At 67.2% G+C, this 11,866-nt stretch carries 12 protein-coding genes; 5 read left to right on the top strand and 7 right to left on the bottom strand.

Features of this window, described 5'->3' with window-relative positions:
- Window positions 1–359: 359 nt before the first annotated feature.
- Window positions 360–914, bottom strand: a complete 555-nt coding sequence (locus ACZYVJ_RS21460; RefSeq protein WP_463833212.1) for an NAD(P)H-dependent oxidoreductase — start codon at window positions 912–914, stop codon at window positions 360–362.
- A 91-nt stretch (window positions 915–1,005) separates the two neighbouring features.
- Between ACZYVJ_RS21460 and ACZYVJ_RS21455 the strand changes: the two genes are divergently transcribed.
- Together ACZYVJ_RS21455 and ACZYVJ_RS21450 are read left to right on the top strand one after the other, a co-directional pair.
- The gene (locus ACZYVJ_RS21455; RefSeq protein ID WP_463833211.1) at window positions 1,006–1,614 is read left to right on the top strand and encodes a TetR/AcrR family transcriptional regulator; all 609 of its coding nucleotides are present in this window, start codon (window positions 1,006–1,008) and stop codon (window positions 1,612–1,614) included.
- Window positions 1,611–2,648, top strand: a complete 1,038-nt coding sequence (locus ACZYVJ_RS21450; RefSeq protein WP_463833210.1) for a DNA polymerase IV — start codon at window positions 1,611–1,613, stop codon at window positions 2,646–2,648. Before ACZYVJ_RS21455 ends, ACZYVJ_RS21450 begins: the two co-directional genes overlap by 4 nt.
- Here the strand turns inward: ACZYVJ_RS21450 and ACZYVJ_RS21445 are convergent.
- On the bottom strand, window positions 2,583–3,572 hold the full coding sequence (locus tag ACZYVJ_RS21445) for an SDR family oxidoreductase (RefSeq protein WP_463833209.1): 990 nt from the start codon (window positions 3,570–3,572) through the stop codon (window positions 2,583–2,585). The genes ACZYVJ_RS21450 and ACZYVJ_RS21445 overlap by 66 nt on opposite strands.
- A 30-nt stretch (window positions 3,573–3,602) precedes the next feature.
- A complete protein-coding gene (locus tag ACZYVJ_RS21440) occupies window positions 3,603–4,238 on the bottom strand; it encodes a TetR/AcrR family transcriptional regulator (protein ID WP_463833208.1) in 636 nt (211 codons plus the stop codon).
- Between the two features lie 114 nt (window positions 4,239–4,352).
- Here ACZYVJ_RS21440 and ACZYVJ_RS21435 point away from each other — a divergent pair, with 114 nt between their 5' ends.
- Window positions 4,353–5,831 (top strand): cytochrome P450, encoded by a 1,479-nt coding sequence (locus ACZYVJ_RS21435; protein ID WP_463833207.1) that lies wholly within the window; start codon window positions 4,353–4,355, stop codon window positions 5,829–5,831.
- 92 nt (window positions 5,832–5,923) lie between these two features.
- On the opposite strand, the gene ACZYVJ_RS21430 is transcribed toward ACZYVJ_RS21435, so the two are convergent.
- The gene (locus ACZYVJ_RS21430; RefSeq protein ID WP_463833206.1) at window positions 5,924–6,448 is read right to left on the bottom strand and encodes a homocitrate synthase; all 525 of its coding nucleotides are present in this window, start codon (window positions 6,446–6,448) and stop codon (window positions 5,924–5,926) included.
- A 923-nt stretch (window positions 6,449–7,371) separates the two neighbouring features.
- On the opposite strand from ACZYVJ_RS21430, the gene ACZYVJ_RS21425 reads away from it, so the two are divergent.
- The gene (locus ACZYVJ_RS21425; protein ID WP_463833205.1) at window positions 7,372–7,590 is read left to right on the top strand and encodes a hypothetical protein; all 219 of its coding nucleotides are present in this window, start codon (window positions 7,372–7,374) and stop codon (window positions 7,588–7,590) included.
- A 69-nt stretch (window positions 7,591–7,659) separates the two neighbouring features.
- On the opposite strand, the gene ACZYVJ_RS21420 is transcribed toward ACZYVJ_RS21425, so the two are convergent.
- From ACZYVJ_RS21420 to ACZYVJ_RS21410, 3 genes are all read right to left on the bottom strand, one after another.
- Window positions 7,660–8,652: an anti-sigma factor RsbA family regulatory protein gene (locus ACZYVJ_RS21420; protein ID WP_463833204.1), complete on the bottom strand. Its 993-nt coding sequence runs from the start codon at window positions 8,650–8,652 to the stop codon at window positions 7,660–7,662.
- Between the two features lie 140 nt (window positions 8,653–8,792).
- Complete coding sequence (locus tag ACZYVJ_RS21415; RefSeq protein ID WP_463833203.1) at window positions 8,793–10,250, bottom strand: FadR/GntR family transcriptional regulator; 1,458 nt, start codon at window positions 10,248–10,250, stop codon at window positions 8,793–8,795.
- Between the two features lie 16 nt (window positions 10,251–10,266).
- Window positions 10,267–11,460 carry a thiolase family protein gene (locus ACZYVJ_RS21410; protein WP_463833202.1) on the bottom strand — a complete coding sequence of 398 codons (1,194 nt, stop codon included), beginning with the start codon at window positions 11,458–11,460 and terminating at the stop codon, window positions 10,267–10,269.
- 61 nt (window positions 11,461–11,521) lie between these two features.
- Between ACZYVJ_RS21410 and ACZYVJ_RS21405 the strand changes: the two genes are divergently transcribed.
- Window positions 11,522–11,857, top strand: coding sequence for a Zn-ribbon domain-containing OB-fold protein (locus ACZYVJ_RS21405; RefSeq protein WP_463833811.1), 336 nt, complete (start codon window positions 11,522–11,524; stop codon window positions 11,855–11,857).
- Window positions 11,858–11,866 lie beyond the last annotated feature (9 nt).

Genomic DNA, 11,866 nt, shown 5'->3' with positions numbered 1-11,866 from the left:
CGGGGGGTTCACCGAGGCTGGCTTGCTTGGTGGTCCTGGGATCTGCCGGTGCTCGAAACACTACACCTAGTGGCTGACAAGATGTCGAGATACAAGATGTTCTGAATAACAATTTTGAAATTCCCTGGTCGTGAGCCCTGTCGCGAAGAAATCTGATCACCCGCTCGGCGTGTCGCAGATCACACGACGAGGCGTGGGCGCCTCTACATATGGGTATAGCAGCGGCCACCGACATCGCCGCCGAAGGCGACGCGCCCACCCACAGCTAGCAAAGCCGCCAGGCGGAGCTGGCGGCTTCTGCTATTCGGTTATGGCAACCGCGCTGGTCGCCCGGCGAGCGGCTTGTTGACTTCTGCCAATCAGCCGACTTCGGCGGCGAGCTTGCCCACCACATCACGCACGTTCGCGGACAGCTCGGCGTGCTCGGCGGGGGTCTTGCCCTCCAGGGTCTTGAACGGCACCGACAGTTTGATCGCCTCCACGACCCGCGCGCCGGCGATGCCGAAGGACTTGCGGGTGTCGTCGTGCGCCCACACCCCGCCGTACCGGCCGAAGGATCCGCCGATGACCGCCAGCGGCTTGCCCTTCAGCGCGCCGTCGCCGAACGGGCGGGACAGCCAGTCGATCGCGTTCTTGATGACGGCCGGGTAGCTCCCGTTGTATTCGGGGGTGACCACCAGCGCGGCGTCGGCGTCGGCCGCGGCGGTGCGCAGCGCGGCCACCGGGGCCAGCTGCGGCGCGCCGGTGTTCATCGCGTGGTCGATCTCCTCGTTATAGAACGGCAGCTCGCCGAGGCCTTCGAAGATCGTGACGGCCACGTCGTCGGGGGCGACCGCCCCCGCCAATTCGGCGATCTGGCGGTTGATCGACGCGGCCCGCAAGCTTCCCACCAACACCAAGACTTTGATTGCCACTGTTCGCACGTTCCCTTCGTTCGTCGTTACATCCTCGCATGCCCTAACCGGACTATAGTCCGCTTTATTCCGGCGGCGTTAAAGTGCAGGAGTGAGCGAGCGGTCCGGTGAGTTGCACGTGTTCGCGCCCGAGGTGGTGCACCAGGAACGGGGCGATGCGGCACGCAACCGCGCCCTGCTCCTCCAGGCTGCCCGAAGCCTGGTCGCCGAACGCGGCGCCGACGCCGTCACCACCGACGACATCGCCGCGGCGGCCGGGGTCGGCAAAGGCACGCTGTTCCGCCGCTTCGGCAGCCGGGCCGGCCTGATGATGGTGCTGCTCGACGAGGACGAGCAAGCCAGCCAGCAGGCCTTCCTGTTCGGCCCGCCCCCACTGGGGCCCGACGCCCCGCCGATCGACCGGCTGGTGGCCTTCGGCCGGGAACGCATCTGTTTCGCCCACACCCATCACGAACTGCTGTCGGAGGCCCACCGCGATCCGCAGACTCGCTACAGCGCGCCCGTCCTCGTGCACTACACCCATATCCGGGTGTTACTCCAGGCGGCGCACACCACCGGCGACCTCGACGCTCAGACCGATGCCCTGCTGGCCCTCCTCAACGTGAACTATGTCGAGCACCAGCTCAACGAACGCGGCCACACCCTGCAGACGTTGGGTGACGCATGGGAAAGCGTGGCGCGCAAGCTGTGCGGGCGGTGAACGCCACGGATTGGGTTCTGCACGTCGACCTCGATCAGTTCCTGGCCTCGGTCGAGTTGCGCCGCCACCCCGAATTGGCCGGGCTGCCAGTCATTGTCGGCGGTAGCGGCGATCCGAGCGAACCGCGCAAGGTCGTCACCTGCGCCTCCTACGAGGCCCGCGAGTTTGGTGTGCGGGCGGGCATGCCGTTGCGGGCGGCCGCCCGCCGCTGCCCCGAGGCCACCTTCCTGCCGTCGGATCCGGCCGCCTACGACGAGGCGTCCGATCAGGTGATGGGGGTGCTGCGCGACCTGGGCCATCCGGTCGAAGTCTGGGGCTGGGACGAGGCCTACGTCGCGGTGACGGGACAGGACCCGGGCGAGGTCGCGCAGCAGATCCGCAGCGTCATCTCCTCGGAGACCGGGCTGTCCTGCTCGGTCGGAATCAGCGACAACAAGCAGCGCGCCAAGGTCGCCACCGGCTTCGCCAAACCGGGAGGCATTTTCGTGCTCACCGACGCGAACTGGATGCCGCTGATGGCCGACCGTCCAGTGGACGCGCTCTGGAGCGTGGGTCCTAAGACGGCGAAAAAGCTTGCCGAACTTGAGATTACGACGGTATGGCAGCTGGCCCACTGCGACGCGGAGCTGCTGACGGCCACGTTCGGGCCGCGCACCGGGCTGTGGCTGCTGCTGTTGGCCAAGGGTGGCGGCGACAGCCAGGTCAGCGCCGAGCCCTGGGTCCCACGCTCGCGCAGCCACGTCGTCACGTTTCCGCGCGACCTCACCGATCGATCCGAAATGGAGGCGGCCGTAACGGGTCTGGCCGAGCAGGCGCTGACGGATGTGCTGGCGGAGGGCCGAGTGGTGAGTCGGGTGGCGGTCACCGTGCGAACGGCGACCTTCTACACGCGCACCAAGATTCGCAAGCTCGATGCGCCCAGCACCGATCGCGACCTCATCGTGGCCGCGGCCCTTCGCGTTCTCGACCTATTCGAGCTCGACCGGCCGGTCCGCCTGCTCGGCGTGCGCCTTGAGTTGGTCATGCCGGACTAGCGTCGCCGGGCCGGGCTGATGGCCCGCCTCCTCCTCAGCCCGCTGCACGGCCTGCATCGTGGGCGGGCTGGGCCGCAGCGCGCGGGTGAAGATGACGTTCACCTGGCGCATGGCCACGCTATAGGGCCACCACGCAAGCCTTTTGAAGGCGTACAGCGCCCAGATGTCGGCCGACGTGTAGATCAGGTACCGGTTCTTGGCCACCCCGGCCAGGATCTTGTCGGCGGCCTTCTCCGGCGAGACCGCATGGCCCGCGAAACGCCGGATCCACCGGGCGACGTTGGGATCGTCCCGGTCCACGCCGGCGATCTCCACGGTGTTCACCAGCGGGGTGTTCACCGCTCCGGGCACCACGACCGACACCCCGATGCGGTGCCGGGCCAGGTCGAAGCGCAGCACCTCGGACAGGCCGCGCAGTCCGTACTTGCTGGCGCTGTAGGCCGCATGCCACGGCAAGGCCACCAGCCCGGCGGCCGAGGACACGTTGACCAGGTGCCCGCCGCGCTTGGCCGCCACCATCGGCGGGACGAAGGTCTCGATGACGTGGATCGGACCCATCAGGTTGATGGCGATCATCTTGCTCCACTGCTCATGGGTCAGCCGGTCGACGGTGCCCCACGCCGATACGCCGGCGATGTTGAGGACGAGGTCCATGCTCGGATGTGCGGCGTGGACGTCGGCGGCAAAAGCGGCCACCTGGTCGTAGTCGGCGATGTCCAGCGCGCGATGCTCGGAGACGTGCGCGCCCAGCGCGCGCGCGTCGGCCACGGTCTGTTCGAGTCCGTCGCGGTCGCGGTCGGTCAGGTAGAGCTCGGCGCCCTGCGCGGCGAGCCGCAATGCCGTAGCGCGGCCGATCCCGCTCGCCGCACCGGTGACAAGGCACCGCTTTCCCGCGAAAGACCGCCCGAACTCCCTCTGCGCCATGGCCGTGACGATACCGGCGGTACCACCGCGCTAGGGACGGCCCGCCCACAGCGCGTGCAGCCACAACTGCTCGAGGACGCGCACCCGTCGGTCACGGTCGCTGTCGCGCCCGGTCAGGATCGGGTCGCCGGTCAGCACCAGCGCGGTGGTGCCGGCCAGGGTGCGGATCAGCGTCGGCAGGTCGTCACTGATCGGCGTGGCCGTCCCTGCCTTCATCTCGGCCTCGACGATCCCGACGATCTGGTCCAGCACCACCTCGAACTGCTGGTCCAGCAGATCGCGAATCTCGACGTCGGTGTTGCGGGCCTCATTGCAGGCGGTCACGACGGGGTCGTTGTGCGCATAGACGGCCGCGGCGCTGCCGACCATCCGCTTGGCGAACTCTTCGGGCGACTCGCCGGCCTGCCGGGGGGCGAAGTACTCGGTGAGTTCCTCGAGCTCCTCGGCGGCCTCGGCCATGAGTTGTGCCAGCACCGCGTATTTGGAGTCGAAGTAGAAGTAGAAGCCGGATCGGGCCACCCCGGCCCGCAGGCTGATGGTGCTCACCGACAACTCGGCAAAGGGCTTTTCCTGCAGCAGTTCGCGCACCGCCTGCACGATCGCCTGGCGTTGCTTGTCGCCACGCCGTCGTGCGCCCGGCCCTGGAGTGGCGGGGTGGCTGGTCACTCCCTGACCTTGCACCACGCCGCGCAAAAAGCAAACTTGACAGCCGTCAAGTTTTTCAGCGAAGGTTATAAATCAGTGACGGCCGTCACCCGGAGGGCACGCAAAGGAGCGTTTATGACCGCCACCATCAGCACCCCGCACTACCTGCTGGATCAGGCGCGGCGCCGGTTCACCCCGACGCTGCAGACCATTCCGGGGATGGGTGCGATCGAGAAGCGCCTGCTCGCCCACGAGTGGGAGACCAAAGTCCTGGCGGAACCGCCGGCCGGCAGCGACCTGAAGCCCGTGCTGGGCGATGCCGGGCTCCCGATCCTCGGCCACATCATCGAGCTGTTCCGCGGCGGCCCGGACTACGCGTTGCACCTCTATCGGAACCACGGCCCGCTGATTTACCTGGACTCGCCGATCATGCCGGCGGTCACCGCGCTGGGGCCCGACGCCACCCAGGCCGTGTTCTCCAACAGGAACAAGGACTTCTCGCAGAGGGGCTGGCACCCGGTGATCGGGCCGTTCTTCAACCGCGGGCTGATGATGCTCGACTTCGACGAGCACATGTACCACCGCCGGATCATGCAGGAGGCCTTTACCCGCAGCCGGCTGACGGGGTACGTCGAGCACATCGATCGGGTCGCCACCGACATCGTCGCCAAATGGCCCACCAACGACGCGCGGTTCCTGTTCCACCCGGCGATGAAGGAGCTCACCCTGGACATCGCGTCGCTGGTGTTCATGGGGCACGAGCCCGGGTCCGACCATGACCTGGTGACCAAGGTCAATCAGGCGTTCACCACGACGACGCGCGCCGGCGGCGCGATCATCCGCCAGCCGATTCCGCCGTTCAAGTGGTGGCGCGGCCTGAAGGCCCGCAAGCTGCTCGAGGACTACTTCGCCGAGCGGGTCAAGGACCGCCGCAACGCCACCGGCAGCGACATGCTGACCGTGCTGTGCCACACCGAGGACGACGACGGCAACAGCTTCACCGACGAGGACATCGTCAACCACATGATCTTCCTGATGATGGCCGCGCACGACACGTCCACCTCGACGACCACCACGATGGTCTACAACATGGCCGCCAACCCGGAGTGGCAGGAGCGGGCGCGCGAGGAGTCGGCGCGCCTGGGCGACGGACCGCTGGACATCGAGTCGCTGGAGAAGCTGGAAACGCTCGAACTCATCATGAACGAGTCGCTGCGCATGGTGACGCCGCTGCCGTTCAACATGCGGATGGCGGTGCGCGACACCGAGCTGCTTGGCCACTACATCCCGGCCGGAACCAACATCACCATCTGGCCCGGCATGAATCACCGGCTGTCCGAATTGTGGACGGAGCCAGACAAATTCGATCCGGACCGGTTCGCCGAACCACGCTCGGAGCACAAGAAGCACCGGTACGCGTTCGCGCCGTTCGGCGGTGGTGCGCACAAGTGCATCGGCATGGTGTTCGGTCAGCTGGAGGTCAAGACCGTGGTGCACCGGCTGCTGCGCCGCTACCGCATCGAGCTGGCCCGCCCGGACTACCAGCCGCACTGGGACTACGGCGGCATGCCTATTCCGATGGACGGCATGCCGATCGTGCTGCGCCCGCTGTAGAACGTCCGCGACGGCAGCCACAGTCGCCGCCGTCGCGGTAGGGGCCGAGTTTCATGTGCGCTATCACTGGCGCTAGCGCACATGAAACTCACCTATTGCTCGGTCCCGCCTCGCTGCGCGGCGAACAGCCGGTTGGCGCAGGCGATCACGGCGCGCAGCGCCGACTCCGTCGGATCGTCGGCCCAGCCCATCGCCCACTCCGCGCGGACGCCGTCGCTGCCGCGGATGAAAGTCGCGCTGCCGGTTGCCGATTGCATCTGATGGAACTTCACGATCTCGACCGTGAGCCCGCGCTCATGCAGCATCGCGGTCAGGGCCGCGATCGGTCCTGACGCCGCAGCGGTGACGGTGCTGATCCGATCGCCCACGGCGATCACGGCCCGGAAGGCGCGGGCCTGCGGGCCCAGTCGAGTCGCGGCGCGACCGTCGTCGGCGCACTGCCAGTGGCCCAGCCGCAGCGGGCCGGTGTTGCGCCCATAGGTTGCGACGAAACCTGCCCAGGACATGGCGTCGGCCTGCTCGCGCAGACCGAGGGGCAACGCGACGCCGAAGCGTTCGCCAAACCACACGCGGGCGGATTGGAAATTTTGGAGCTGATCGCGCTCGGGAAAAGTCATGGTGCCGGTCTTCTCTGGTCAGCAGGAGCGACCGACGGCAGTAGCTTCCGACCCACAGCGGGGGGTCGGTCAGGATCAGACCCCGCTGCGGGTGCTAGCTACTACGACTCGCTCGAAAAGACGCACGAGCGTTGACAGTAGACGCCTGGTCACGGTTTCTGCAACTTCCTTGGGCGGGCGCAAAACACCGCTGAGCCGCACAAACGGACCGTACAAAAAAATATAGAAAACAATCCAAAAAGTTTGGTTTACGCGTGTTTAACAGGGGGTATGTCGCCGAGCAGCAGTCAATTAGACGGCTGTTCAACTACCCCTCACGGAAGGCACGATCATGAAGGCGAAGAGCACCAAGAAAACCCTCAAAGCTGCCGTAGCGGCCCTCGGGGTGGCCGCGGTGTTGGCAGTACCGGGCTGTGCGACCGTCGGCGGAGCCGGGGGCTCTGGCCTCATCGGCGGCGCGGGCGGTGGCGGCACTACCGTCGGAGGAATTCTAGGCAGCCTCGGCCTTTAATCCGATTGAACGAGCGTCCCGCCGGGACCCTCGTCTCGGCGGGACGCCTTCCTCACTCGCTTCGTCCATCCGGCGGCCCCGGATGACGGAGAATTCACCCGATTCCGGTCGGGGTCAGGCACGCAATAACGCCAAAGCAATGGCACTATTGCGCCGTCAATTACCTTCTAGTGGCCTCCCCGTGGGTCACGCAATTCTTTATTAGCCGTCGGCGCAAGCGCAAAGCCGTCCACGCGCGCCTATCTCCGAATGAGGCTGCTGCAGTGGCTAATTGGCGCGTTTCGGACGCTCGCAGCGCACGCGCCACCAAATGCAAATTAGGTCTTTACGTGTATTCAATAGCCGTTGTAACATCCGCTAAATCGGACGGTTTACCTGCGGGGCGATGCCCTCCAGATGGAAGGAATTGATTATGAATTCAACGAGGACGAAGAAGGTCGTTAAAGCCACGGCGGCCGCGGCGGGATTCGTGTTGGTGTTGTTCGCGCCGACGGGATGCTTGGTGACGGGGACGACCGGTGCCACAACCGGTGGCACGCTGGGCGGCACCACCGGCGGCACGGTCGGTGGCACCGTCGGCGGCACGGTCGGTGGCATCGTCGGCGGCATCACCGGGGCGCTCGGCCTCTGACCCGAATGACAAGCGACCCGCGGGGACCTGTGGTCTCGGCGGGTCGCTATTCTCTTGGGCCGCTTCGTCTTAACCGGCCGGGCCGGCGGCGGGCTCGCACCGCAGGTATGCCTGAATCGTCGTACCCGTCCTGGTGGTGTGGGTGCGCACCAGGTCCGAGATGGCGTTGACCAGATACAGGCCGCGACTCGCGGGGCCGCACGGGCCGGGGTCCAAGCGCCCCACCAACGGGTCCTCGAGTCGCCCGGTATCACGTGCCTCGCAGATCAGATGCCCGTTGTCCTGCCAAAAGGCCAACCGGCAGGCGCCACCGGTGTACATCAGGCTGTTGGTGGCCAACTCGGTGGCGACCAACTGCAGATCCTCAATGCAGTCCTGCGACAGCCCCATCCAGCCCGCGTAGTCAACGGCAAAGGACCGGGCCGGCCGAAGGTCGGCCGACTTGCGGACCATGTAGGTGACGGCCCCCGCACCGGCGGCGAGCGGCCGGTTACAGCGCTCCAGGACGGCGCTGGGGGCGAAATTCGGGCTGCGCTGCAGCGCACCGCATTCCCATAGCAGCGGATGTGTGGCGCGGGCGTCGGCCAGGACGGCATCGTCGAGCTGGCTCGCATCGTACAGGCACAGGCTTGTCGCCGGATAGCCGTCCATGGCCTCGTTGACGAGCGCTTCGTGCTCGATGCAGGAGACGAACTCTTCGTCGGTACGGCCGGGCCAGGCAAGCTGGCTGACGATCCGGACTCGCTGGTCCGGGTGCTCGTCGATGAACGCACCCTCCATCGCCATGAACCGGCTCGGGTTGCGGGCCACCTCGCTGATGTCGGCAAGGCGCACATCGGCGGGCAAATCGCCACCGGGGTACAACTGGTCACGCAGCAGCGCCAGCGTCTCGGGCGGCACGGCTAGCAGCACCGCCTCGTCCAGCACTAAGCCGTCGCCGACGAAGCGGCCCACCAGGTCCACAAACTCCTGCTGAGAGTGATAAATCGATGCGGTGTGGACGAAACCGTATTGTCTGGCTTCGTTACCCGCCGTCACTTCAGCGCTCTCGCTTTCGATCACTTACGCCAACCCCCTGCTGGGTAGGCTGCCGCCTTCCCTCCGTGTCAGTACCCCAGACGGGCCTTCGCTATACCGCGCAACGCATCACATTTGGGTTCGCCTCATCGGAGAGGCCACTTGGAGGGCCGGCGATCGCGTTTCTACAGCCACCACGAGGCGGCCGCGTCGAGATGACGGCGGAGGCGATAAGAGGCGACGCTCTCGTCGGCCGCCTCGACCGCCTCGACGATCCGCAGGTGAGCGTGGTGCACGGCCAGCACGTCCGACCAGGTCGGCAGCGCCTGCCCGGTACTCGACCAGTGCCGGCGGAACAGCTCGACGATGATCCGAAGGAACAGGTCCAGGAGCGCGTTACCGGCGAGCTGCGCCAGGCGGGCGTGGAAGTTGAACTCCTCCGCGATCGCCTGCCGCACGTCGTCTTCCGTCTGGCGGGAGTTTTGCGGCAGTGCCGACCGATGGGTGGCCAGGAAGGCCGCCACCTCGGGTTCGCCCAGCCGCTTGACCACCTTGGCGACGTTGTCGATCTCGATGGCATCGCGGACGCACCGCAGGTCTTCGCGGCTGGGGTCGCGGTACTGCAGGTACAGCGCGATCGTGTCGATGCTGGCCTGCGCCGCGGGTTGGGCGATGACGAGCCCGCCGCCGGGTCCGCGGCGCGTGTGGGCTATCGAGTGGTATTCGAGCAGCCGCACCGCCTCGCGCAGCACCGCGCGGCTCACCCGGTAGCGCTCCAGCAGGGCCGCCTCGGTGCCGAAGACGGAACCTACCTGCCAGCCGCTCGCGGCGATGTCGTCGCCGATGGTGACGGCCAGCATCTCGGCCAGCTTGCCCCGGGGCGCATCGGAATCGAGCCGCCGCCGCCTTGTGCGACCCCGGCTCCGGTCGCCCGCGTGATGCTGCTGCAGCCATCCGGTGACGGCCTCGACGTGTCGCTCGGACAGCGTCTTGGCGCGCGCCGAATCGCCGGCCGTGACGGCCGCGACGATCGCGGAGTGGTGCGCATGCAGCTGGTCGACGGCCTCGATGGCCTCGGTCGCCGAATCCGTTCGCGACGCCAATGCATAGCGCGTGGTGAGCCGCATCAGGACATTGATGAACAGTTGCAGCACCGGGTTTTTGGATTGCTCGGCCAGCGCCATGTGGAACTCGTCGCGCGGCGCCGGTAAACCCGGCTTCCACTGCTCCTCGGCCTGCAGCACCGCCCGCAACCGCGTGATCCCGGCCTCGTCGATGCGCTCGGCGGCGAGCGAGGCCGCCAGCGGCTCGAGCACCAGGCGCGCGTTGAGCAGGTCGCCCAGCGTCGTGCCCAGGTATTCGAGATAGATGACGACGGCGCGGGTGGCGGGCCCCGCATCCGGCTCGCAGATGTACAACCCGCCGTTGGGCCCGCGGCGCATCCGCGCGACCTGATGGTGTTCGATCAGGCGGACGGCCTCTCGCAGTACCGACCGGCTCACCCCGAAGCGCTGCCGCAGAGCCTGTTCGGAGCCCAGCGACTCGCCTACCGCCCAACCACGGCGGACGATATCGGCTTCGATGTCGCGGGCGAGGATCGAAGCGAGTTTGGCGGCCTGGCCGGTCCTTGGCTCCTCAGTCATCCGATCACGCTGTCGCTCAACAGGTCAGCAGCATGCACCCCGCGACGGGTCCACCGCCGACGGAGACGACGCCCACCTCGGGGCGACGCGATACCTGCCGCTCCCCCGCGTCGCCGCGCAGCTGCAGGCACCCTTCATGCAGCGCCCAGTAGCCGTGCATGCGCCCCGCCGAAAGTTGGCCGCCGTAGGTGTTCAGCGGCAGGTGCCCGTCGCGGGCGATCCGTTGCCCGCCCTCGACGAACGGGCCACCCTCGCCGTCTCCACAGACCCCCAGCGCTTCCAGCCACGCCAGGGTGAGATAGGTGAATCCGTCGTAGAGCTGGGCGACCTGGAGGTCGGCGGGCTTCAACGTCGTGCGCGACCACATCTGCGCGGTGGCATCCGACATCGCCATCTTCGGGTAGTCCGCGCGGTGAAACCAGCCGCCGGCGCCGTCGGACCCGCCGATCGCCTCCACCTTCACCGCGCGGTGGGGACAGTCGGCGGCGTATTCCGCGTGCGAAACCACCACCGCGATCGAGCCGTCGATCGGCACGTCGCAGTCCAGCAGCCCCAGTGGGGTGGATACCAGCCGCGCGCCCAGATAGTCGGCCATCGTCATCGGATCCCGGTAGACCGCACGGGGATTCAATGCCGCGTTGCGCCTGCCGTTGAGCGCTATCCAGCCCAGCTGTTCTTTGGTGGTGCCGTACAGGTCCATGTGGCGACGGCAGTTGAGCGCCAGCCAGTTGGCGGCGGAATACGCATGCGCCGCAACCAGATCGTTGACGTCATCCATCGCACCGACGGCAGGCTTCGGCTCCCCTTCGGGTGTCTCGAACATGCGCGCCAGCGGCGGGGCCGGCGCGTTCTCGTCCTGTTTGACCGGGACCGTGCCGCCGAGCATTTGGATCGTCCGGTAGACCACCACGTGTCGGGCGCGGCGTTCGGCGACCGCGCGGCAGGCCGACATCACCGGCGAAAGCAGGCCCCCGGTGCCGAAGCCCGATCCGCAATCCGTGGCGTCGATGCGCAACTCGGCGTTGACGTCCGCCGCGGGTGTGTCACCCAGCGTGGCGATGCCGTCGATGTCGCTCGCGGCCAACCCGGCGTCCTCGATGGCGGTGCGCACCGCCTCCATGGTCAGCTCCAGGCCCGGGATGCCGGTGCGGCGGCCGATTCGTGAGATTCCGATGCCGGACAAGATCGCGTCCTTTTCGAAATGCGCCATGTACACCGCCCGTCAGAACCACACCCGCCGCATCGAATCAATTGAGTGTACTGTATTCGTCGTGTCAAACGGGCCGCTGCTCATCGAGTACTGCGACGACTGCACGCGCTGGGTGCATCCGGCCAGCGGCGCGTGCCGCGAGTGCGGCGGCACGCTGGAGGCGCGAGAAGTCTCCGGGCGGGGCACCGTGTTCACCTACACGGTCAACCATCACCCGTACAACCCGGAGATCTCCACCCCGTACGTCATCGCGATCGTCGAGCTCGCCGAACAGAGCGGCCTGCGGGTGGCCGCCAATATTGTTGATTGCGAACCGGATTCGGTGAGCTGCGGCATGCCTGTCGCCCTGCGCCCGGAACGCGGCAGCGGCGGCGCGGCGCAATTCGCGCCGGCCTGACCGCCCCGA

Source organism: Mycobacterium sp. IDUB_3 (genome assembly GCF_055419585.1).
This window is presented reverse-complemented; position numbering and strand designations above follow the sequence as displayed.

Excerpts from the sequence above, each read along its gene's own strand:
- ACZYVJ_RS21430 (WP_463833206.1), bottom strand. The coding sequence starts at position 6,448 with ATGACTTTTCCCGAGCGCGATCAGCTCCAAAATTTCCAATCCGCCCGC.
- ACZYVJ_RS21410 (WP_463833202.1), bottom strand. The coding sequence starts at position 11,460 with ATGGCGCATTTCGAAAAGGACGCGATCTTGTCCGGCATCGGAATCTCA.
- ACZYVJ_RS21435 (WP_463833207.1), top strand. The coding sequence starts at position 4,353 with ATGACCGCCACCATCAGCACCCCGCACTACCTGCTGGATCAGGCGCGG.
- ACZYVJ_RS21415 (WP_463833203.1), bottom strand. The coding sequence starts at position 10,250 with ATGACTGAGGAGCCAAGGACCGGCCAGGCCGCCAAACTCGCTTCGATC.
- ACZYVJ_RS21425 (WP_463833205.1), top strand. The coding sequence starts at position 7,372 with ATGAATTCAACGAGGACGAAGAAGGTCGTTAAAGCCACGGCGGCCGCG.
- ACZYVJ_RS21445 (WP_463833209.1), bottom strand. The coding sequence starts at position 3,572 with ATGGCGCAGAGGGAGTTCGGGCGGTCTTTCGCGGGAAAGCGGTGCCTT.